The sequence below is a fragment of the Flavobacterium sp. UM26 genome (assembly GCF_057922445.1).
This window is the reverse complement of the sequence record NZ_JBVHCY010000005.1, coordinates 199,582-223,184: the sequence shown is the minus strand read 5'-3', so window position 1 is coordinate 223,184 and position 23,603 is coordinate 199,582. Positions and strand designations below refer to the sequence as shown.

General features: G+C 31.8%; 20 protein-coding genes and 1 tRNA gene. 9 read left to right on the top strand and 12 right to left on the bottom strand.

Annotated features, from left to right (window positions below; translation table 11 throughout):
• Positions 1–67: 67 nt before the first annotated feature.
• From mnmG to ACZ1AQ_RS08320, 3 genes are all read right to left on the bottom strand, one after another.
• Positions 68–1,939, bottom strand: a complete 1,872-nt coding sequence (gene mnmG / locus ACZ1AQ_RS08330; protein ID WP_489632457.1) for a tRNA uridine-5-carboxymethylaminomethyl(34) synthesis enzyme MnmG — start codon at positions 1,937–1,939, stop codon at positions 68–70.
• 121 nt (positions 1,940–2,060) lie between these two features.
• Positions 2,061–2,480 (bottom strand): rRNA maturation RNase YbeY, encoded by a 420-nt coding sequence (ybeY, locus tag ACZ1AQ_RS08325; RefSeq protein ID WP_489632456.1) that lies wholly within the window; start codon positions 2,478–2,480, stop codon positions 2,061–2,063.
• Positions 2,473–5,781 carry a hypothetical protein gene (locus ACZ1AQ_RS08320; protein ID WP_489632455.1) on the bottom strand — a complete coding sequence of 1,103 codons (3,309 nt, stop codon included), beginning with the start codon at positions 5,779–5,781 and terminating at the stop codon, positions 2,473–2,475. Before ACZ1AQ_RS08320 ends, ybeY begins: the two co-directional genes overlap by 8 nt.
• Before the next feature lie 146 nt (positions 5,782–5,927).
• On the opposite strand from ACZ1AQ_RS08320, the gene gltX reads away from it, so the two are divergent.
• Positions 5,928–7,442, top strand: coding sequence for a glutamate--tRNA ligase (gene gltX / locus ACZ1AQ_RS08315; RefSeq protein ID WP_489632454.1), 1,515 nt, complete (start codon positions 5,928–5,930; stop codon positions 7,440–7,442).
• A 90-nt stretch (positions 7,443–7,532) separates the two neighbouring features.
• Positions 7,533–8,513, top strand: a complete 981-nt coding sequence (locus ACZ1AQ_RS08310) for an SPFH domain-containing protein (RefSeq protein ID WP_489632453.1) — start codon at positions 7,533–7,535, stop codon at positions 8,511–8,513.
• A gap of 13 nt (positions 8,514–8,526) precedes the next feature.
• Here the strand turns inward: ACZ1AQ_RS08310 and ACZ1AQ_RS08305 are convergent, their stop codons facing one another.
• The 4 genes from ACZ1AQ_RS08305 to ACZ1AQ_RS08290 form a co-directional block, all read right to left on the bottom strand.
• Complete coding sequence (locus ACZ1AQ_RS08305) at positions 8,527–8,781, bottom strand: DUF6327 family protein (protein ID WP_489632452.1); 255 nt, start codon at positions 8,779–8,781, stop codon at positions 8,527–8,529.
• A gap of 3 nt (positions 8,782–8,784) precedes the next feature.
• Positions 8,785–9,135, bottom strand: coding sequence for a competence protein (locus tag ACZ1AQ_RS08300; protein ID WP_489632451.1), 351 nt, complete (start codon positions 9,133–9,135; stop codon positions 8,785–8,787).
• Positions 9,136–9,146: 11 nt separating this feature from the next.
• On the bottom strand, positions 9,147–9,476 hold the full coding sequence (locus tag ACZ1AQ_RS08295; protein ID WP_489632450.1) for a YtxH domain-containing protein: 330 nt from the start codon (positions 9,474–9,476) through the stop codon (positions 9,147–9,149).
• Positions 9,477–9,774: 298 nt separating this feature from the next.
• Positions 9,775–11,814 carry a glutamine--tRNA ligase/YqeY domain fusion protein gene (locus ACZ1AQ_RS08290; protein ID WP_489632449.1) on the bottom strand — a complete coding sequence of 680 codons (2,040 nt, stop codon included), beginning with the start codon at positions 11,812–11,814 and terminating at the stop codon, positions 9,775–9,777.
• A 142-nt stretch (positions 11,815–11,956) separates the two neighbouring features.
• Between ACZ1AQ_RS08290 and folB the strand changes: the two genes are divergently transcribed.
• Together folB and ACZ1AQ_RS08280 are read left to right on the top strand one after the other, a co-directional pair.
• The gene (folB, locus tag ACZ1AQ_RS08285) at positions 11,957–12,316 is read left to right on the top strand and encodes a dihydroneopterin aldolase (RefSeq protein ID WP_489632448.1); all 360 of its coding nucleotides are present in this window, start codon (positions 11,957–11,959) and stop codon (positions 12,314–12,316) included.
• A 96-nt stretch (positions 12,317–12,412) separates the two neighbouring features.
• A tRNA-Cys gene (locus ACZ1AQ_RS08280) sits at positions 12,413–12,483 on the top strand.
• Between the two features lie 1,023 nt (positions 12,484–13,506).
• Here the strand turns inward: ACZ1AQ_RS08280 and ACZ1AQ_RS08275 are convergent.
• From ACZ1AQ_RS08275 to rnr, 3 genes are read right to left on the bottom strand one after another with little or no spacing between them, the layout of a single operon-like run.
• Positions 13,507–14,181, bottom strand: a complete 675-nt coding sequence (locus ACZ1AQ_RS08275; protein ID WP_489632447.1) for a LysE family translocator — start codon at positions 14,179–14,181, stop codon at positions 13,507–13,509.
• Between the two features lie 57 nt (positions 14,182–14,238).
• Entirely contained in the window at positions 14,239–14,904 is a 666-nt protein-coding gene (locus tag ACZ1AQ_RS08270; RefSeq protein ID WP_489632446.1) for a head GIN domain-containing protein, read from the bottom strand.
• A gap of 13 nt (positions 14,905–14,917) precedes the next feature.
• Complete coding sequence (gene rnr, locus ACZ1AQ_RS08265; RefSeq protein ID WP_489632445.1) at positions 14,918–17,098, bottom strand: ribonuclease R; 2,181 nt, start codon at positions 17,096–17,098, stop codon at positions 14,918–14,920.
• Between the two features lie 119 nt (positions 17,099–17,217).
• Between rnr and ACZ1AQ_RS08260 the strand changes: the two genes are divergently transcribed.
• Together ACZ1AQ_RS08260 and rpiB are read left to right on the top strand one after the other, a co-directional pair.
• Positions 17,218–17,451, top strand: a complete 234-nt coding sequence (locus tag ACZ1AQ_RS08260; RefSeq protein WP_489632444.1) for a DUF2007 domain-containing protein — start codon at positions 17,218–17,220, stop codon at positions 17,449–17,451.
• A 726-nt stretch (positions 17,452–18,177) separates the two neighbouring features.
• Positions 18,178–18,609: a ribose 5-phosphate isomerase B gene (rpiB, locus tag ACZ1AQ_RS08255; protein ID WP_489632443.1), complete on the top strand. Its 432-nt coding sequence runs from the start codon at positions 18,178–18,180 to the stop codon at positions 18,607–18,609.
• Between the two features lie 84 nt (positions 18,610–18,693).
• Here the strand turns inward: rpiB and ACZ1AQ_RS08250 are convergent, their stop codons facing one another.
• Both ACZ1AQ_RS08250 and ACZ1AQ_RS08245 read right to left on the bottom strand, forming a co-directional pair.
• Complete coding sequence (locus ACZ1AQ_RS08250; protein ID WP_489632442.1) at positions 18,694–19,803, bottom strand: M48 family metallopeptidase; 1,110 nt, start codon at positions 19,801–19,803, stop codon at positions 18,694–18,696.
• 3 nt (positions 19,804–19,806) lie between these two features.
• Positions 19,807–20,766 carry a YjgN family protein gene (locus tag ACZ1AQ_RS08245; protein WP_489632441.1) on the bottom strand — a complete coding sequence of 320 codons (960 nt, stop codon included), beginning with the start codon at positions 20,764–20,766 and terminating at the stop codon, positions 19,807–19,809.
• 245 nt (positions 20,767–21,011) lie between these two features.
• Between ACZ1AQ_RS08245 and ACZ1AQ_RS08240 the strand changes: the two genes are divergently transcribed.
• Genes ACZ1AQ_RS08240 through sufC form a run of 3 tightly spaced genes read left to right on the top strand, consistent with a single transcriptional unit; the run spans position 21,012 to position 23,586 of the window.
• The gene (locus ACZ1AQ_RS08240) at positions 21,012–21,341 is read left to right on the top strand and encodes a HesB/IscA family protein (protein WP_342692653.1); all 330 of its coding nucleotides are present in this window, start codon (positions 21,012–21,014) and stop codon (positions 21,339–21,341) included.
• Positions 21,342–21,351: 10 nt separating this feature from the next.
• A complete protein-coding gene (gene sufB, locus ACZ1AQ_RS08235; protein WP_489632440.1) occupies positions 21,352–22,800 on the top strand; it encodes a Fe-S cluster assembly protein SufB in 1,449 nt (482 codons plus the stop codon).
• A gap of 33 nt (positions 22,801–22,833) precedes the next feature.
• Entirely contained in the window at positions 22,834–23,586 is a 753-nt protein-coding gene (gene sufC / locus ACZ1AQ_RS08230; RefSeq protein WP_315141340.1) for a Fe-S cluster assembly ATPase SufC, read from the top strand.
• The last annotated feature ends 17 nt before the right edge of the window (positions 23,587–23,603 follow it).

The following is a 23,603-nucleotide window of genomic DNA, read 5'->3' as shown; positions in this document are numbered from 1 at the left end:
TACTCTTTTTACGAGTAATGCCATTATTTTTTATTTAAGTTTCACGTGGAACAATTCGATTAAAATTTTATCTGCCCATATAGATTAATAGCACAGATATATCGCTAGGAGATACTCCACTAATGCGTGATGCTTGAGAGATTGTAACTGGACGTATCTTACTCAGCTTTTGTCTAGCTTCAATAGACATCGATTTTATTTTTGAATAATCAAAGTTTTCAGGAATCTTTACTTCTTCAAGACGCGCAAGCTTATCTGCATTATTACGTTCTTTTTCTATGTAACCAGAATATTTAACTTGTATTTCTGCTTGTTCTAAAATTTCTTGGTCCAAATTATTATCCTGAACGTATTGCTGCACTTTCTCAAATTTTAAAATATCTTCTAAATCTATTTGTGGACGTGAAAACACTTTAAACATTTTATCCCCTTGAGAAATCAACGCAGTTCCTTTGGATTCTAAAATTGGATTTGCTTCAGCAACAGTAACACTCGTTTCTTTGAAAAAGGAAACCATTTTTTCCGATTCATTTAGCTTGTGCTCCATGCGGCGCAATCTTGTTTCAGAAGCCAAACCAATCCCGTAAGATAAAGGAGTAAGTCTAAAATCTGCATTATCTTGGCGTAATAAAGTTCTATACTCTGCTCTAGAGGTAAACATTCGATAAGGTTCTTCAGTACCTTTGGTAATGAGATCATCGATAAGAACACCAATATAGGCTTCATCACGTTTCAAAATTAATGGCTCTTTTTCATTAATTTTCAAATGCGCATTTATACCAGCCATCAATCCTTGTGAAGCCGCTTCTTCATATCCAGTAGTTCCATTAATTTGACCAGCAAAATACAAACCTTCGATCAATTTTGTTTCTAAAGTATGCTTTAATTGAGTTGGTGGAAAATAATCATACTCTATAGCATAACCTGGTCTAAAAAACTTCACATTTTCAAAACCAGCAACAGAACGCAAAGCTTTAAATTGAATATCCTCTGGCAAAGAAGTAGAAAAACCATTTACATAAACTTCACAAGTATTCCAACCTTCTGGTTCTATAAAAAGTTGATGACGTTCTTTATCAGCAAAACGATTTATTTTATCTTCTATAGAAGGGCAATAACGAGGACCTAAACTTTTAATTCTTCCATTAAACATAGGAGAACGATCAAACCCTTCTCTCAAAATAGCATGTACCTCATTTGAAGTATACGTCATATAACATGAACGCTGATGAGTAAGCGGAGAAGTCACATCAGAATAAGAAAATTTATCAGGACGAGCATCACCTTTTTCTTCATTCATTTTTGTATAATCCAAAGACCGACCATCAACTCTTGGTGGCGTACCCGTTTTCATTCTTCCAGATTCAAAACCTACATTTACCAAATCTTCGGTTATACCATAAGCAGCACTTTCCCCTGCTCTACCTCCACCAAATTGTTTTTCCCCAATATGAATTAAACCGTTCAAAAAAGTACCATTAGTTAAAACAACAGCTTTAGCACGAATCTCAACTCCAAGAGATGTTTTAATTCCTTTTATACGTCCGTTTTCAATAATTAACCCACTTACCATTTCTTGATAAAAATCAAGATTAGGCGTACCTTCCAACATCATTCTCCATTCTTCAGCAAAACGCATACGGTCACTCTGTACACGTGGGGACCACATAGCAGGTCCTTTTGATTTATTCAACATCTTAAATTGAATTGCTGTACGGTCAGAAACTATTCCTGAGTAACCTCCCAGAGCATCAATTTCGCGAACAATTTGTCCCTTTGCAATTCCACCCATGGCAGGATTACAAGACATCTGAGCAATGTTTTGAAGACTCATCGTTACCAACAAAGTTGAAGAACCTAAATTTGCAGCCGCAGCCGCAGCTTCAGAACCAGCATGTCCTGCTCCAACTACAATAACATCATACTCATTTAAAAACATAATAGTAAAATTAAAAATCTAAATGTTCCACGTGAAACCTTTTTAATATGGTTTCACGTGGAACATATATAAAATGTATTTAAATTTTGTTTCACGTGAAACAAAATAAATTTATAACTAATTACCGTTCCACGTGAAACAGTTTGATTTTTTCGTCTTCTTTTTGACGCATTAATAATTCATCTTCTTCTGATTTGTCTTTATAACCACAGTAGTGTAAAACACCGTGTACCATAACGCGTTTCAATTCTTCATTAAATGAAACATTAAAATCATTAGCATTATCTCTAACTCTTTCTATAGAAATAAAAATATCACCGTTTAACTCATTACCAACTGAATAATCAAAACTAATAATATCCGTTAGTGTATCATGATTCAAATACTCTTTATTGATAGCAAGTAAATAATCATCATCACAAAAAATGTAATTAATTTCCCCAAACTTTTTGTTCTCCGAAGCTATGACATTTGAAAGCCACGAAGCATATAAAGCTTCATTATCTAAAGTAAAATCTAATTCGTAATTAAAATCAATCATTCTTATTAAAATATTCTTGAACCTTTTGGTTAAAATTGGAGCGCAAAGGTAGTGATTGTCTGTTTAATATTTCTATACTATTTATATATTGAAGTAAGTTAGCGGGCAACTGTTTAGCAGGGTTAGAAAAAGAATTAAGATTAGTTTCAGATTGACGTTTTGTATCTTGACCCTGTTGTTGTAAAGCATTATCAAGTTTAAGTAATTCGTGGTTAAGATTTAGGATGCGTTGTAACACTTCATTCTTAAATCCTTTATTCAATAATTGCTTTTCTATCAGTTTCATTTGTTCTAAAGCATTTTGCCCGGCTCCATTCATTCCGTTTTTATTCAATTCATTTTGCAAAGCATCACGAAGTTGTTTTTGTTCTCTATAAATTTCTAACACAGCTTTCGCATCACCTTCACCGCTAGTACCCTCTTGCCCTTGCTTAGCATTATTACCACTGGAAGAAGGTTTAGGGTTACCTTCACCAGGCTTACCCTCACCCTTCATTTGTTGCTTCATTTTTTCACCTAGACCTTTTTGTTTGGAAATAATATCAGGAAGCTGCATACCTTTGCCTTGTCCAGGTTTTGGATTTCCATTACTCATACCAGAAAGATCCATTTGCATATTATGGAGAATTTCACTCAGAAAATCTGCAAGTTTATTTGCTGAAGCTATACCATATTGTTGATGAGAAATTCCCTTAGAAACAACCCCATTTCCAAGTTTATCAATAGCATTGTCAAGATTATACTGAACGTTACCAATTTCTTTCGTTACATCTTCAGCTATTTTAGTATTACGTAAAGACATTGCAAATAAAGAATCATCCACGTGCTTGAATTGTGTCTTTAACGTTTGTTGCGTTTTTAGATACTTGTTATAAGTAGCAGAACCAACTTTGGTGGCTTTAAATTGCTTCATAACATCTTCCTGAGAATTAGAAAAGGCTAACAAATTATCAAGAACTTGACGTAGCATTTTAACATCTTCTTGCAATTGTTCCTGCTCAACAGCTTCCATAGCTTGTTTAAGGGATTGACTCATTTTCTTTAAATTCTGAGCAGCTTTCTTTTGAGAATCTTTTGCTTTGGATGGATTCTTTTTACTTAACTGTTCCTTGGCATCATTCAGGTCATTTTGAATGTTTTTTTCTAACTCTTTAGTATTAGGCAGATCCATTGGAGACTTTAAAGAATTATTATCTTTAGTCAATTCCTTCAATTGTTCTTCTATGGATTTAAATTCATCATTAATTTTATCTTGATCTTTAAGAGAATTTTCACTTTGTTCTTCAGATAATTTTTTTTGTTCGTCTGATAATTTCTCTAATTTTTCAGCCAATTGATTAGCCTTTTTATCAACATAATAACGTTTAGTTAATTCAACTAACTGTTCTAAAGTCTTAACTTGATTTTTACTAGATTGTTTAAATTGCTGTAATTTATCTTGCAGTTCTTCCTTATTGAGTTTATCATTCAAGTCTTTTAATTCATCTAATAACTTTTTATTCTTATCTAAAGCATCCGTAACTTTATCTAATCGTTTTTCAAGAGACTCTTTTGTCTTATCATTAATATCCTTTTTATCATGATTAAGATTTTCTTTAATTTTTTCAGAAAAAGATTTCATCAATTGATCTTGTGCTTGTTGTTTTTTGATGAAATCATTTATCATTTGTTGGTCCTTAAACTCTAGATCTTTCTTCTCTTTATCAGATTTATTTAACTTATCAATATCAGAAAACTGTTTAGACTGATTCTTTAGCGTTTTTGCTAAACTATTCAAATTAGAATTTTGATTTTCAATCAACGCATCCTGTTGTTCAATTTCTGTATTTAAACGACTTGTAAAAACAGAGGAACGAGAACTTTTAAAACTGTGAAGAATATCATTATCAAAAATTTCAAAATAAAAATCGTATGAAACACCAGCATTAACTTTTAAATTACCTGGGAAAGAAAATACAAATTGATCGAAAACACCAGCATTAGTATTTAATGTTCCACGTTTGGCAGTAGTAGGTTTGCCTTTTTCATAGTAAACTATTTGAAGTTTGGAAAAACCATAATCATCAGCAATTTTTCCCAAAAAGAAACTTTTATCAACCTTTAGACTATCAGGTGCTGGTACAACATCAATAGAAGGATATTGATCTTTAATAATAGCTAACTGGTACTGTAGTTTTTCAAAATTTTTTAGATTTTTATTAGATGTAATTACTTGATAATCTGTATTTTGATTAATTTTTTTAGATAAAACAAAAGCATTATCAACAGTAAGAAACTGTGTAGCAACTTGACCTGAATTATAAAGTATAGATTCTATAGAAGAACCAAAAATTTTCCAACGAACAACAGTCCCTTCAGGAATAACAGCATTGCCAGTACCCTTGATTACTTCGGTTTTCCTTTTTAAATAACTTGGAAAAGTAAGTTGCATTTCAAAACTAGAGATTGATGGAACACTAACTACATTCAACTCATAATCTTGTGAAACGACAGAATTGGCCTCTAAATGAAAGACAACAGACTCAGATGGTGATGGAATTTTATATTGAAATACACCAGAACCCATATTTTCCATAAAATAACTTTCATCACCAATGAAAACAAGTATGTTTTCAGGTAATACAGTTCCTACAGCTTTAACTTTTAAAACAAAATCTGTATTCTGCTGTACAACTAAGCTAGGGTTCTCTATTACCAAACTAAATGGTGCTGGTTTTACAAAAGATGCCTTATAATGAATAACACGATTTAAGCTTTGAGAAATAATGCTACTATTACCAGAAATAAAAAAAAGTAAAAGAAAAACTAGTGGAATTAATGCAATAGGCAAATACCGCTTGTTTTCACCAAAATTAATGGCTCTTCCAAAAGGTATGGGTGCTAAATTTTGAGATTTTTGTTCAATGGATGCATACAAAAGTTCTGAATTAGCATCTGAATTAGCATCTGAATTTTGTGATAATTGAAGAAAATTAAGCAACTTATCACTCACTTCTGGAAAATGACTACCAATAATCTTGGATGCTTCAAGGTAAGAAATACCTTCTTTTAACTTAAAAAGTTTAAAGATTGGAAAGGCAATAAAACGAGTCAGTAAATAAAATTCAACAAGAATAAAAGTCCAAAACAAAAAAGTTCTAGCCGCTGGTTGCAACCATAAAAAATACTCAATAAAAAGAGTAAATAAGAAATATAAGAGACCAAAACCAATGAATAATAACGTTCCACGTAATAGCTCATTAGTATAAAATTTCTTTACAAAAGCTTCTAATTTCTGATATATGATTGTCGATGTATTCACAATGAATAAAATTGATGATATAACCTATAAAAGTACGATTTTATATGATTTAAAAAATTAAAAAAAGAATGAAAAGCTTGGTTAGCAACACCAGTAAAACCATAAAGGAGACTAAAATCGTATATTTGCAAAAAAAAATTGAGAAAATGTCAAAACCAGTACGCGTGCGGTTTGCACCAAGTCCAACGGGACCATTACATATAGGTGGGGTAAGAACTGCCCTTTTTAACTACTTATTTGCAAAAAAAAATAAGGGAACATTCTATTTAAGAATAGAAGATACAGATCAAACACGTTTTGTTGAAGGTGCTGAAGAATATATAATGGAAGCACTTGAATGGTTAGGAATTGCGCCAGAAGAAACCGTTGGAAAAAATGAAAAATTTGGACCCTACAGACAAAGCGAAAGAAAAGAACTATACAAACAATATGCTGATCAATTAATAGCAACAGGTAACGCCTATTATGCATTTGATACTGCAGAAGCATTAGATACCATAAGAAAACAGTACGAAGCTGAAGGTAAAACATTTATATACAATCATACTATTCGTGAAAAACTAGATACATCTCTAGTACTATCAAAAGAAGAAACAGCAAAAAGAATAACTAACAAAGAAGATTTTGTTATACGTTTTAAAACGCCTGTAAATGAAACATTACATCTAAAAGATATTATTCGCGGGGATGTAAAATTTGAAACTAGCTTATTAGACGATAAAGTACTTTTTAAAAGTGATGGAATGCCAACGTATCATTTAGCAAACATTGTTGATGATCATTTAATGGAAACGTCACATGTAATTAGAGGTGAAGAATGGCTACCATCAATGCCATTACACGTTATGTTATATCGAGCCTTTGGTTGGGATGCTCCAGAATTTGCACATTTACCATTAATCCTAAAACCAATTGGAAATGGTAAATTATCTAAAAGAGATGGTGATAAAATGGGATTTCCAGTATTTCCATTAGAATGGAAAACGGAAGAAGGAATTTCATCAGGATACAGAGAAAAAGGATTTTTCCCGGAAGCTGTTGTAAACTTTTTGGCTTTATTAGGATGGAATGATGGAACCGAAAAAGAATTATTTAGTTTAGAGGAATTAGCTCAAACATTTGATTTAAAAAGAGTACATAAAGCTGGTGCTAAATTTGATCCAGAGAAAAACAAATGGTTCAATCATCAATATTTAATACATAAATCAGATGAAGAATTAGCCAAACAATTTAAACTCATAGTAGCTGAAAAAACAGGTAAAATAGAAGAGTTAAATCCTGAAAAATTAGCAAAAATTGTTTCTTTAATCAAAGAAAGAGCTCATTTCGTAAATGAATTTTGGGAGTTAAGCAATTTCTTTTTTGAAGCCCCTACCCAATATGACGAAAAAGCAGCTAAAAATTGGAAAGAAGAAACTCCTGGATTAATGCTTGAATTAATAAAAATCTTGGAATATATCACAGATTTCACATCCAATTCAATCGAAACAATTGTAAAAAGTTGGATGACTGAAAATGAAATTGGAATGGGCAAAATTATGCAACCTTTCCGACTAAGTCTAGTTGGTGCATTAAAAGGTCCTCACCTATTCGACATTGTAGAACTTATTGGAAAAGAGGAAACAATTAAAAGAATACAAAAAGCAATTACGACTTTGTAAAAAATAGCTCTCCAAATGGAGAGCTATTTTTTTTTGTAACATTAAAAGTATTCTTACGTATAAACAGTAACTAATCTTAAAAAAAGAATCATGAATCCTATTTTAATTGTGTTACTAGTCTTCGGATTATTAATTTTATTGTCTTCATTCTTTACTGTGAAACAACAAACAGCAGTAGTTATTGAACGTTTTGGGAAATTTACAAGCATTAGAAACTCAGGTTTACAACTCAAAATTCCAATTATAGACCGAGTTGCAGGAAGAGTAAATCTTAGAATTCAACAATTAGATGTATTGATTGAAACCAAAACAAAGGATAACGTTTTTATCAAAATGAAAGTTTCGGTACAGTTCAAAGTAATTCAAGATAAGGTCTATGAAGCATTTTATAAACTAGAATTTCCACACGATCAAATTACAGCTTATGTGTTTGATGTAGTTCGTGCAGAAGTACCAAAATTGATACTAGACGATGTTTTCGTAAGAAAAGATGATATTGCCATTGCAGTAAAAAGAGAATTGAACGAAGCCATGACTACTTACGGATACGATATTATCAACACTTTAGTAACTGATATTGATCCTGATATTCAGGTAAAAAATGCAATGAACAGAATTAATGCTGCTGATAGAGAAAAAACAGCAGCAGAATTTGAATCAGAAGCACAAAGAATACGAATTGTGGCTAAAGCAAAAGCAGAAGCAGAAAGCAAAAAATTGCAAGGACAAGGTATAGCAGATCAAAGAAGAGAAATTGCACGAGGACTGGTAGAAAGTGTCGAAGTTTTGAATAATGTAGGTATTAATTCGCAAGAAGCATCATCTTTAATTGTTGTTACACAACACTATGATACGTTGCAAGCCATTGGAGCAGATGCCAATTCGAACTTAATACTATTACCAAACTCTCCACAAGCAGGAAGCGATATGTTGAATAATATGATTGCTTCCTTCTCTGCTTCGAGTCAAGTAGGACAAATGATGAAAAAAACGGAACGCGTTAAACCAAAAGAAATTGTGAAACCGCAACCACCTGAAGAAACTCAAGAAACAAATTCAGAAGAAGTATAAACAAAAAAGAGGCTTAATTGCCTCTTTTTCTGTTAATGAACCAACCAATAATGTAAGGAAGGGCTGTTTGTATGATTTGAACGTAATTATTTGAAATAGTTGATTTAAAAGAACCTAGATAACTATTGATAATATTTTGAGGTTCAAAACTTTCTTTCGTTTTTTGAAAACTTAGAACGAGTTTTTGATACTGTATTTCTTTTTCCAATTTCAAAATTTCTAAATCACGATCAATCTCTGCATAAGAAGAATATTTTTTTGGCTCCATAATTTAATCGTTAAAAAAGATTTCTGAAAACTTCTCTAAAATTGGTCCTTCAACAATTTTATCTTTGATCATAAACAAACCAAAAGTAAGTAAAAGATAAAAAGAACCAACAGTTAAGAAACCTAAAGCATTACTATCTAAATACTTACCAATAGCTAAAGCGGCTGCAATTGAACAAAATAACAAAACCATTGAAAAACAAAGAAGTATCAAAGAAAACTTCAGAATCATCGTTGTGGACTTCATCGTTACTTTGAAGCCCCAAAGTTTATAGTAAGCCGCATTACTTTCAATATAAGCTTGAAATTGTTCTTGAATATCTTCAGTCTTTTCTTTAAGTTCGTCTAATGCCATAATAGAAAAAATTATTTTTGAAATTTAGCATTCTTCAATTTTAAAGCAGCTAACTTTTCTTCTAGTAAGGTAATTAGCTCTTCTGTTTTATGACTTGCATTAGAAACAAAATTTTCAAAATTTTCATCGAAATTGTCTTTTGTTAAAAAAGCCTTTTCAACTAATTTTTCAGAAACTTCAGAAAATTTTTCATTTAAATTATCTTTAGCTTCATCAACACCCTCACGAATTTTTCGTCTTGTGTTTGATCCTTTATCTGGAGCAAATAAAATTCCAATTACTGCTCCAATAGCAGCTCCTGTTAAAAGTGCTAAAATGGTATTTCCTGTGTTACTTGACATGATACTTGAAATTTATTGATTACTATTTATAAAGATACTACTTTATTAACAAATCAAAGTTAATAACATCAAAAACTAATACAAAAGATGAATAAAATTAAAATAAAGCTCATATTTAAACTAAAAAACAAAAGATATAAATAGAGTCATAAAAATAAAAAAAATGTCTTAGAATTAATTTATGAAAGTCATTTTTAATAATAAAAAATAATAGATAAAATAAAAATAATAGATAATTATAATAATAAAAAAGCATCCTATCAAGGATGCTTTTCATAAATAAAATTGATAGTGAAAATTAAATCAAATCTTGATATTGATCAAAATGTAAAGTATCATTTTGTAAATTTTCAAGAACTATTGCTCTAACTAATACTGACTGACTTTTTAATGACATCGTATATAGTTTTTGTAAAATATCAGCATCGATATCTCTGAATGAAATTTTACCAGAATATTTTAAAATCAAATTTGAAAATAATAAAGCATTATTGTCATTCTTAATATTCTTGCTAACCGTTTGCGTCAATAGACTATAATTATCGATACTTTCGATATTACCAATAATTGATGTTAGTAAAACAGAAGCAACATTTGCATCTTTTTCTTTAACATATTTATTGATCTCTTTTTGAGTATTAATTAAAAGATTTGCTTCTTTTTTATCTTTCTCTTCCCAAGCATCTTTAAGACCTACAGTCTTGTTAAATACTAATTTTGAATCCGTTGTATCTTTATCGACTGTAAAATACCCCAAGCGTTGGAACTGATAATGCGAACCAGAAATTGCTTCTTGTAAACTTGGTTCAACAAAACCAGTAACAATTTGCAAAGAAGATGGATTCACAAACTCCAAGAAACTTTTTTCTTTATGACTATCTGGAGCCTCATCTATAAATAAACGATCATACAAACGAACTTCAGCTTCAATAGCATGATTGATTGCAACCCAATGAAGCGTTCCAGCTACTTTACGTTTGCTTGCTTCACTCCCACTTCCACTCAAAGAATCTGTATCATAAGTAACATGAATTTCTTTAATCGAACCGTCAGAATTCTTTACAACAGACTCACCTTTAATGATATAACCGTTTTTTAAGCGTACTTCATTACCAATACTCAATCTGAAAAATTTGGCTGGAGCTACTTCAAGAAAATCTTCTTTTTCAATGTATAATTCACGTGAAAAAGGCACTTTTCTAAAACCAGCAGTTTCATCTTCTTGATTATTTTCGGCGTCTAACCACTCTACTTTGTCTTCTGGATAATTAGTAATGACCAATTTAACAGGATCCAAAACAGCCATAACTCTAGGTGCTTTCTTGTTCAAATCTTCTCGTAAACAAAAGTCTAATAAAGATATATCAATTATATTTTCTCGCTTAGCAACACCAATAGTTTCACAAAATTTACGAATAGAAGCAGCGGTATACCCTCTTCTACGTAAACCAGAAATAGTAGGCATTCTTGGATCATCCCAACCATTAACTACTTTATCTTGAACCAATTGTAATAATTTTCGTTTGCTCATAACGGTATAATTCAAGTTCAAACGAGCAAATTCATATTGATGTGGTCTAACTTTATTTGTATCATAAATTTGATCCAAAAACCAATCATACAATTCGCGATGCATTACAAATTCTAAAGTACAAATAGAGTGAGAAATTTGTTCCAAATAATCGCTTTCACCATGAGCATAATCATACATAGGGTAAATATTCCAGTCATTACCTGTACGATGATGATGACGATGTAAAATTCTGTACATCAATGGATCACGCATCAACATATTAGTAGAAGCCATATCTATTTTGGCTCTCAAAACATGGCTTCCTTCTGGAAAATCACCATTTTTCATGCCTTCAAATAACTGAAGATTTTCTTCTATAGTACGATTTCTATAAGGTCCATCAACACCAGGCTGTGTAGGCGTTCCTTTTTGAGCAGCCATTTCTTCTGAAGTTTGGCTATCTACATAAGCTTTTCCTTTCTTAATCAAAAGAATAGCCCAATCATACAATTGCTGAAAATAATCAGAAGAATACAATTCTTCCGACCAATTAAAACCTAACCATTTTACATCTTCTTTAATAGCATCAACGTATTCTTGCTCTTCTTTTGCAGGATTCGTATCATCAAATCGAAGATTAACTGGTGCATTATATTTTAAACCTAAACCAAAATTGAGGCAAATAGATTTGGCATGACCAATGTGTAAATATCCATTAGGTTCAGGTGGAAAACGGAAGCGTAATTGCTCTTTAGGAAAACCATTAGCAATACTATCTTCAATGATTTGTTCTATAAAATGAAGTGATTTTTCTTCTGCAGCCATTATATTGAAATTTGAACGGCAAAGTTATCAAAATTGTTGAGGAATCTAGGTACAATAGGGTTCTTTATTTATTTATTCCATTAAAAAAACAAAAGAATTTGTACTTTTAACGCAAGAAAAAAATACTTTATTTCATCAAATAATGGGCAAAATTAAACTAAAAAATATACGCACCTTTTCATATCATGGTTGTCTGATTGAAGAATCAAAAATAGGTTCAGATTACCGAGTAGATTTAGAAATTGAAACCGATTTAACACAATCTGCGCTATCAGACAAATTAAATGATACCGTAGATTATGTATTATTGAACAGAATTGTGGTGGAAGAAATGGCAATTAGAGCAGAATTATTAGAAAATGTAGCTCATAGAATCATTGTTCGTGCTATGAATGAAGCTCCAACTATTACAAAAATTGAGGTTGAAGTTTCAAAAATAAATCCTCCTATTGGTGGTGATGTAGAAGCGGTTACCATTGTTATGAGTAAAACAAGAGAATAATTAAAGAGTGTAAGAAAAAAGCATTCTCTTTTTATTTAGAATTTGAAATTTGCTTTTTGGAATTTTTGTATTACATTTGCAATCCGTTTAAACAATGGCGTCGTGGCCGAGCGGCTAGGCTGGGCTCTGCAAAAGCTCCTACTCCGGTTCGAATCCGGACGATGCCTCTGAAACCTTCAAGGAAACTTGGAGGTTTTTTTTATGATTAATTTTTAAGAAAAATTAAATAAAGAAAAGGTTCGAATCCAAACGATGACTTTAATGCTTTCATCGAAAGTTGGAGGTTTTTTTTATGGTTAATTTTTATAAAAAATTAGATAAAGAAAAGGTACGAATCCAAACGATGACTTTAATGCTTTCATGGAAAGTTGGAGGTGTTTTTATGGTTAATTTTTAAGAAAAATTAGATAAAGAAAGCGTTCGAATCCGGACGATGACTCTATAACTTTTAAAGATACTTGGAGTTTTTTTATGGTTAATTTTTAAGAAAAATTAGATAAAGAAAGGTTCGAATCTGGACGATGACTTTAATGCTTTCATGGAAAGTTGGAGGTGTTTTTATGGTAAATTTTTATAAAAAATTAGATAAAGAAAGCGTTCGAATCCGGACGATGACTTTAAGGCCATAAAGGACACGAACAAAGTGAATTGGCGAAGCAAACTTGGAGGTTTTTTTTATGATTAATTTTTAAGAAAAATAAAATAAAGAAAAGGTTCGAATCCGGACGATGACTTTAATATCTTCAAGGACACGAACAAAGTGAATTGGCGAAGCAAACTTGGAGGTTTTTTTATGAATAATTTTTAAGAAAAATTAGATAAAGAAAGGTTCGAATCCGTACGATGACTCAAAAGAGATGCATAAATGTATCTCTTTTTTTATCATTATTGTAACTACTCAGCTTGTCTTACTTTCAATTGCCTCCAGCTTTAGCTGGAGTTATGATGGGATTTGATTGTATTGGCTTTAGCCAAATAAAAGCAACAAATTTTGGCTAAAGCCTTTAAAAATTTCATTTTTCATTTTTCCAACTAAAGTTGGAGGCAATTAATATCAAAAAAATACCTGATTAGTTACTCATTGTTTTAAAAAATATGATAGTATAGAAGACTAAATAAAGTGTAGTCTTACACAAAAAAAGCTTCTGAAATTCAGAAGCTTTTATATCATTTTTGAGTAGAAATGGCTCCTACTCTATCTTTTCTAAAGCATTTTTTACCATTTCTTTTTTACCTGGAAAAACACCTTGTGCTATTAAAACAATTCCAAAAATCATTAAAACTACAGCAATTCCTTTTTTAATTTTATGAATGTTAGTAGGTGTCATTTTTGATTTTAATTTTTTAGCTAAAACAATTTTAATACAATCAATTAACAAATAAGAAAGGATAACCGATGTAAAAAAAGTAAGCATTCTAGAAGTTTGCATGTCCATTTTTGGACCAACGGAAATGATAACGGCTAACCAAAAACCCAACACACCAATATTGATTATATTCAGAAAAAAGCCTTTCATAAATAAACTGCCGTAGTTCTTTTTAAGAAGTTCATCTTGTAAAATTTCTTCTGGAGATTTCTCGGTATTTCGCAATTTGATAAAAGAAATTATGCCATAAGCCAACATCACAATTCCACCAAAAATAAATAAAGAAGGTTCGTCTTTAAGACTAGTTATCAAACGATAACTTCCTAAATAAGCGATAGAAATAAAGACAATATCACCAAAAATAACACCTAAATCAAAAACCATTGCGGCTCTAAATCCTTTACTAATACTAGTTTCTAGTAAAATAAAGAACACTGGGCCAATCATAAAACTTAAAAAAATTCCCCAAGGAATTCCAGCTAAAATATCATTAATCATTATAAATTTTAAAACGTTTATTTCGTGAATAATAAAACTAGTGCTAATGACTAAGTACTACTTTTCAATTATAGTTCCACCAAGAATGGTTTCTTGATTGATTTGTTTGGGTTTTCCATAAATGTAAATAGAGCCTCCAGCCTTCACTTTTGCATCCACTAAGGTTGTAGCATGTATTTCGGCTTTTCCTCCCGCAGAAACGTTTACAGTAGTTTGAGAACTGATTAAATCCCTAGCTTCTAAAACGCCACCAGAAGCAATCGTAATCGTTTGAATGTTGGTTTTGCCTGTCAAGTCTAAAATACCTCCAGAAACTGCTCTAATTGTTGCTTTTTCGGTATCAAATTCTACTTTTATTTGTGCTCCTTCTTTTGCATTGACTGATAAAACGGTTTGTTTGAATGGCAAATCGCTAGACACATAACTGCCTTCGCTAGCATCAATACTTTCTATTCTCTTGAAATACAATTGGATTTTGATATCATTTCCAGCTAATAATTTTGGGAAAGGCATGCGTAATTTTACTTCACCATTTTTATTGATTACTTCAACTTCATTTGCTCTTGTTCCGGTTATACTTACTTTATTTTCATCAGAAGGAATCAACTTAACGGTTAATTGATCAAATACTTTTACACTATCAAAATCACCTAAATTCTTGGTAACTTGTGCTTGTAAATAGCTCGTTAAAAGCAAGGTAAGAACAACTACTATCTTTTTCATATTTACTAATTTTTTAATTATTTCTTCTGATAAAATTAAAATCCAATTGTTTTTTAACCAAATCAGCGTTCTTAACTTTTACATAAATTTCGTCTCCTAATTGCAATAAATCATGCGAAGTCGCTCCTACCAAAGCGTATTGTTTTTCGTCAAAAGTATAATAATCTTCTTTTATATCGCGAATTCTTACCATTCCTTCGCATTTATTCTCGATGATTTCTACATAAATTCCCCACTCGGTTACTCCCGAAATTACACCCAAAAACTCTTGATCTTCATGATTTTGCATGTATTTCACCTGCATGTATTTGATAGAATCACGTTCTGCATTGGTGGCTAAACCTTCCATAGTCGAAGAATGCAAACATTTGGTTTCATAGGTTTCTTCATCTACTGATTTTCCTCCATCGAGATAATATTGTAATAAACGATGCACCATGACATCTGGATACCTGCGAATGGGTGAAGTAAAATGAGAATAATAATCGAAAGCTAGTCCATAATGTCCAATATTCTCTGTTGAATACTTAGCTTTACTCATAGAACGAATGGCTAATGTATCGATTAAATTTTGTTCTTTTTTACCACTCACTTCTTGCATCAATGCATTCAATGATTTGGAAATATCGCCTTTGTTTCTAAAATCAATTTTGTATCCAAATTTTGCAATCACATTTTGCATGGCGATTAGCTTATCCTCATTGGGTTCATCGTGGATTCTGTAAACAAACGTTTTCTTTTGTTTTCCAATAAATTCCGCTACTTTTCTGTTAGCCAAAAGCATGAATTCTTCAATCAAATGATTCGCATCTTTGGCAATTTTAAAGTAAACGCCTTCAGGTTCTCCTTCTTGATCTAAATTGAATTTTACTTCGACTTTATCAAAAGAAATAGCCCCTTCATTCATTCTATTTCTTCTTAAAATTTTGGCTAACTCATCCAATTTAAGCGTAGCTTCAACAATCTCATCGGCAACAACATAACTACTTCCAGTGATTGAAGTTGCTATTGGAATCGTGTTGTCTTTGGTTTCGATGATGTATTGTGCTTCTTCATACGCAAATCGTTGGTCTGAATAAATAACCGTTCTTCCAAACCATTGGTTGATTACTTTGGCTTTGGCATCCAATTCAAAAATAGCCGAAAACGTATATTTCTCTTCCTGAGGTCGCAACGAACAAGCAAAATTAGATAAAACCTCTGGTAACATAGGTACTACCCGATCTACCAAATACACCGAAGTGGCTCGTTGATAGGCTTCATCATCAAGTATGGTTCCTTCTTCTAAATAAAACGAAACATCGGCAATATGAACCCCAATTTCGAAATTTCCATTGTCTAATTTTTTGAAAGACAAGGCATCATCAAAATCTTTGGCATCTTTTGGGTCTATGGTAAAAGTGAGCGTATCTCGCATATCACGACGTTTCGCAATTTCACTTTCTTGAATACTAGTATCAATTTTTTGGGCAAAAGTTTCAACTTCTATAGGAAATTCTGCTGGCAAACCGTACTCGGCCAAAATAGCGTGAATTTCGGTATCGTGTTCTCCAGGTTTTCCTAATACTTTTTCTACTCTACCAAAGGGACTATCGGCTCTTTTAGGCCAATCTTCGATATGAACCAGAACAACATCTCCGTGTTCTGCCTCCCCTATTTTATCCTTTGGAATAAAAATATCGGTATACATTTTTGGATTGGCAGTCGATACAAAGGCAAAATTCTTTTGAATGTCAATTACCCCCACAAAATCAGTTTTGGCTCTTTCGACTACTTCAATAACTTCACCTTCAGGACGTTTTCCTTTTCTTCGATTATAAACATAGACCTTTACTTTGTCTTTGTCTAAAGCTCTATTCAGATTATTGGTTGGAATAAAAATATCTTCTTCAAAATCAGGACAAATAAAATAAGCCGTTTTACGACCTGTCATATCGATGGTTCCTTCGTAATAATCTTGGCTTATAGCTTTTACAAGATATTTTCCTGGTTCGGTTTCTATAATTTTTTTGGCAGCAGCCAAAAGTTTTAAATCCTTAATGATTTGATTTCTACTTTGAGTATCATCTAATTCGAGCTTTGCTCCTATTTGTTTGTAGTTAAACCCTTTATTAGGATTTTGAGCCAATATTTTTAAAATCTTATCACTAAAATCTTTCTCTTTTTTGATTGGCTTTCTTAATCTTTTACGCATATATCTTTTCTTATAAAGTCTAAAATTACAAAATAGTTAACGGTAAATAGTGCATGTGCTTTAGTTTTAAATAAAATATAACTTAAAATAATTTTTTTATCTTTATAAAAACAACCCTCATGGAAGATTTTAAAACTATAGCAGTCTTTACTTATCCACATGAAATAGTGGTTTTAAAACACATTTTAGAGCTAGAAAAAATCCCTTTTTTCTTTGAAAACGAAATCACACTCTCGGTAGCTCCTTTTTATACTCACGCACTTGGCGGAATCAAACTCAAAGTACATCCCAACGATTTTGAAACCGTTCAAACCATTTTAGACAATCTTAATAACCATTTGAAAATTGTCTAACAGCTCCTACCCTATTTTTTCAAAATTCAAAGTTGTCAACATTCATTAAAATAATAAAAAAGAAAATTTAAAATTTAAATATTTTTTAATGGTTATTATAGTGTGTTAATAATGCGAATAATTTTTTTTATAAAAGTTAAAATACGAAGTTTTGTTTTTTTATTTGGAGTTATTAACACTGTTTTTAATATGTAAAAGGTTTATTTTTAGCTCTTTTTTATTTTTAATTAACAACGGTTAATAACAGAAAATAAAATAAAATTGTAGATAAGTTTTTTAAAAAAATGTGTTGATAAACTTCTTCATTCTATTGATAACTATTCCAAAAATTAGCCAAACTTTTTTTGTTTTTTTCATTCCTATTTTGGATTATATTTTTTTTAGATATGAACTAAAAAAACTTCTAATTTTCTTTCCGAACTTATTAACATTTTATGTTAATTTAAAGTTAACTGAATATCAAGTAATTACGTTTTACTATTAACACTTCAAAAAATTAACATTTAACATATCGTAAATGAATTGATTTTTAGTATTTTATATAAATATCAAAATTGTGGAAAACGATCAAAATATTCGTTTATAGTGAGTTAACAGAAAGTTTAATTTTAAGCTTTTTTGACTGTAAAAGTCATCAATTAATAGGCTTATCTAAAAGTAAAATTTATAGTTATAACTCAATTTGTTTGGTTAAATTTGCACACTCACAACTTAATATATTGACTAATGAAAATTTCTATCGGAAACGATCACGCAGGACCAGATTATAAAAAAGCAATTGTTCACTATTTAGAATCAAAAGGTTATCAGGTTACCAATTATGGTACTGATACTGACGCTTCAGTAGATTATCCCGATTTTGGGCATCCTGTTGCTAACGACGTAGAACAAGGTAAAGCTGATTTTGGAATAGTGATTTGTGGAAGTGGAAATGGAATAGCAATGACCGTAAATAAACATGCAGGAGTAAGAGCTGGTCTTTGTTGGACCAAAGAAATAGCTTATTTGACCCGTTTGCACAATGATGCTAATGTTCTTAGTATTCCAGCACGTTTTACTTCTATTCAACAAGCTGTTGAAATTGTTGAAACCTTTTTAACTACTGATTTTGAAGGCGGAAGACATCAAAATAGAGTGAATAAAATTGCTTGTCAATAAAAAAAAAATTTCGAGGTGCTTCGCACCATGTTTATTATAAAAAAACCGCTTAGTTTATAATTTTACTAAGCGGCTTTTTCATTTTTACTTTTGAAGTTTTTCAAAAAGTATTTTCAATGTTATGTTTTCTTGAATGTTGTGATTATTAGAATCAATCATCATTTTAATGGTTTGAATTCTATCCTTTGTCACAGGATGTGTACTCAAAAATTCAGGCATTTCTATATTGTGTTCTTTTTCTAATCGCTGAAATAAAGTAACCATTCCTTTAGGATTAACTTTATTCTTGGTCACAATTGCAAAACCATCTTCATCTGCTTCTCGCTCAAACTCTCTTGAGAAAGACAGAGATTGTAGAGTGTTTACATTATCTCCTAAAACAGCCATTACTCCATTTACATCACCTAAAACAGTCGAAATGAAAAGGTAACCAGATAAGTTTCTGCATAACATTTTCATAGAATGGCGATTGTTTACATGGGCGACTTCATGACCTATCAAACCAACTAATTCGTCATAACTTTTCATTTCTTTCAAAATACCAGTGTAGACCACTATTGTTCCATCAGGTAACGCATAGGCATTCATAATATCTGAATCTATGACTTTAAACTTCAATTTCTTTTTGTTGTTGAGTTGTAAACTCGCAGCAAAATCATTCAATATTTTAGATTTTTCGACTTGGTTGTATCCAAAAAGAGAATTTTCGTCAACAAAAGTTTCTCCCAAAGTATCGTCATAACTTTCAGGAATCAACACAACAGATTTTTCGGCTACCCAAGGTAACATGTATACATAAGATAGTCCAATGATTGCTAATAAAAACAAGGCTAAAAAGACATGAAACTTCAGTGGTTTTTGTAAAAGCGTTTGATACCAGCTTAGTTGTCCCGATGCTTTTCTGAATTGATTAATTGCTGCAATCAGGCTAGTATCGGTTATTTTAATGGTTTGGATTGGGTCTTCACCATGTTGTAAAAACAAAGCGGTACTTCTCTGTTCAAAAACAATCTTACTAATTAACCAAGTGAAAGTTTCGGTTTGTGCAGGCAAAGATTTTTCTTCTTCGTTTATCACACTTGTAGGTTCAATTTGAAAAGTAAATTGACCTTTATTTGAATCAAAAAATAAGTCGATTGTTTTAGGAACAGAAGACTGTCCGTCATAAAAAACACTTTTATAAACTGTAGTCATTTTTTAAATAATAAATCCTAAATCTAAGAAGTCACTAATATCTTCGCCTGTTGCATCTTTGAAGTTTTCCTCAGTTTGCGTAAGACTATCCAAATCGATATTTCCTTCAATTTCAATATGTTCGAAAATATATTTTAGGGTTCTTGTAACTACCCAAGCATATCCAAGACCTAAAGTAAAAATTAAAATCAAAAGGTTTGTAATTCCTAATGTAAAGAAATCTCCACCAGTAGCAGTAGCGGTCAACTGTAATTCTTTGTCGTCTTTGTGTAAACTCAAATTGGAAACATAGTAATCAAACAAGTCTTTTTGCCACCAAAACATATAAATACCAAAAGTAATGATACTCAAAAAGTATCCTTTTATGAATAAAAAGAAATAATCTGTTCCGTCCCCACTGTAATTAAATTCAGCATCACCAAAACGTACATTTCCTAGAACATATCTTCTCATATTAATTGTCATCCAAAAGCTGTAAAATCCTAAAGTGAGAAATGTTAAAAGTATCCATTTGAAGAAATTTAAAGTAAATTCTTTGCGATCCCCTCTGTAGCCAAATCGAATCCCTCTCCATGAAGTCCTAGACATTCTATAACGATATGATCCGTGTATAGCCAATGGTAAAAGAGCCAAAAAGCCTAAGTAAAAAATGATTAGCCCAACAGCAGGAATTTCTAAGTAAATAAATAAAAATAACAACCCATAAAGTGTTCCGAAGATAAGTAGGGCTTTGATAAAACCTTTAAACATTTCTTTTCCTGTACCATGAAACGCGAATGAGTCACCATTAAGATGGGTTTCTCCATACAGATAATTAAGTTGTTTGGCTTTGGCCCAAGGGTAATAAAGACCTAGTGTAATCAATGTTAATAGCCAGTTAACAATAATGATGCTAAAAAAATCGCCACCTTTTCCGGTATAAGACAATTGGTACTCAAGTTTTTTGGTAGTTGTTTCTTCCATTTTGGATTTGTTATTTTTCTTGTTAATAAATACGATTGGCTAAATATATCATTTTTTAAATTAATGGTGGTATCAATTTTTCTTATCGAGTCATCAATCATAAAAATGTTAACAAGCGTGACAAAAACTTTTTAATGTAATACATTTGCAGTTAATTTAGACAAAATCAACATAAGCAATACATATTGTTATTGATTAGTATTTATAAGCAATAAGGGCGATAGTTAAACATTAAAAACAAACACATGATAAAAGTTTCTGATACAGCCAAAAAGAAAATCATCGATTTAATGCAAGAAGATGGTTTTGATGCTGCCAGCGACTACGTGAGAGTAGGAGTAAAAAGTGGCGGATGCTCTGGTTTGTCTTATGATTTAAAATTTGACAAGTCCAAAGGGGAAGATGACAAAATATTTGTAGATAACGACATTACAATAGCAGTAGAAAAAAAATCATTCCTTTATTTAGCTGGAACAACTCTAGAGTTTTCAGGAGGATTAAACGGAAAAGGTTTTGTTTTTAATAATCCAAACGCACAAAGAACTTGTGGATGTGGAGAATCTTTTTCTCTATAAATAAAAAAATATGAGTAAATATACCGAGGACGATTTAAAAATCGAACTAGAAAATAAAGAATACGAATACGGATTTTACACCAATTTGGATTCTGAGACTTTTCCTATTGGATTAAGTGAAGAAATTGTTAGAGCTATCTCTAAAAAGAAAGAAGAACCTGAATGGATGACCGACTGGCGTATCGACGCTTTTCGTGCTTGGCAAGAAATGATCGAACCAGAATGGGCCAATGTTCATTATGAAAAGCCAGATTTTCAGGCCATTTCTTATTATTCAGCACCAAAAGCAGTAGATCCTAACAAGACATTAGACGATGTTGATCCAGAATTATTGGAAATGTATAAAAAGTTAGGCATTTCTGTGGATGAACAGAAAATGATGAACAACGTGGCTATGGATATCGTTGTCGATTCTGTATCGGTGGCCACTACTTTCAAGAATACTTTAGCAGAGAAAGGAATTATCTTTTGTTCCATTTCCGAAGCCATCAAAGAACATCCAGAATTAGTTCGTAAATATTTAGGAACAGTTGTACCACAAAAAGATAATTTTTATGCCGCTTTAAACTCGGCGGTCTTTTCAGACGGTTCTTTTTGTTACATTCCAAAAGGCGTACATTGTCCGATGGAATTATCTACGTACTTCCGAATCAACCAAGCTGGTACCGGGCAATTTGAACGTACTTTAGTAATTGCCGATGAAGGAAGTTATGTTTCCTATCTAGAAGGTTGTACGGCTCCAAGTCGTGATGAGAATCAATTGCACGCAGCTGTGGTAGAATTGATTGCTTTAGATAATGCCGAAATCAAATATTCAACCGTACAAAACTGGTTCCCTGGAAACAAAGAAGGTAAAGGTGGGGTGTACAATTTTGTAACCAAAAGAGGATTGTGTGAAACCAATGCAAAAATTTCTTGGACACAAGTAGAAACAGGATCAGCTGTGACCTGGAAATATCCTTCTTGCGTATTAAAAGGAGATAATTCAGTAGGAGAATTTTATTCTATTGCAGTAACGAATAATTTCCAGCAAGCCGATACAGGAACTAAGATGATTCATTTGGGAAAAAACACCAAATCGACTATTATTTCTAAAGGTATTTCGGCAGGTAAATCACAAAACAGCTATAGAGGTTTAGTACAAATTAGCCCCAGAGCCGAAAATGCTCGTAATTTTTCGCAATGCGACTCATTATTGATGGGGAATAACTGTGGGGCACATACTTTTCCGTATATCGAAAGTAAAAATCCAACAGCAAAAATAGAGCATGAGGCTACTACCAGTAAAATTGGAGAAGATCAAGTGTTTTATTGTAATCAAAGAGGTATTCCAACCGAAAAAGCCATTGCTTTGATTGTAAACGGGTTTAGTAAAGATGTTTTGAACAAATTACCAATGGAGTTTGCTGTGGAAGCCCAAAAATTATTGGAAATTTCGTTAGAAGGATCAGTAGGTTAAAATATATATAGTATTAAAAAACACATTCGAAAAATGTTATCAATAAAAAATTTACACGCCTCAATAGGCGACAAAGAAATATTAAAAGGAATCAACCTTGAGGTAAAAGCTGGCGAAGTGCATGCCATTATGGGACCTAACGGTGCTGGAAAAAGTACCCTTTCGGCCATTATTGCTGGAAACGAAAACTATGAAGTAACCGAAGGAGAAATTATCCTAGACAACGAAGATATTGCTGAATTAGGTCCTGAAGAAAGAGCGCACAAAGGAGTGTTTCTTTCTTTTCAGTATCCAGTGGAGATTCCAGGAGTTTCGGTAACCAATTTTATGCGTACGGCTATCAATGAAACGCGTAAAGCCAATGGTAAAGAAGAAATGCCAGCCAACGAAATGTTGAAAGTAATTCGCGAAAAATCAGAATTGTTAGAAATTGACCGCAAGTTTTTATCTCGTTCTTTAAACGAAGGTTTCTCAGGTGGTGAGAAAAAACGTAACGAGATTTTTCAAATGGCGATGTTAGAGCCAAAATTAGCCATCCTAGACGAAACAGATTCAGGTTTGGATATCGATGCCCTTAGAATTGTAGCGAATGGCGTAAACAAGCTAAAAAGCGACAAAAACGCTATTGTTGTGATTACGCACTACCAACGTTTATTGGATTATATCGTTCCAGACTTTGTACACGTTTTATACAATGGTAAAATTGTAAAATCGGGTACCAAAGAATTGGCCTATGAGCTAGAAGAAAAAGGATACGATTGGATCAAACAAGAACAAGAAGCCTAAAAATTTGTTTAAAGTTT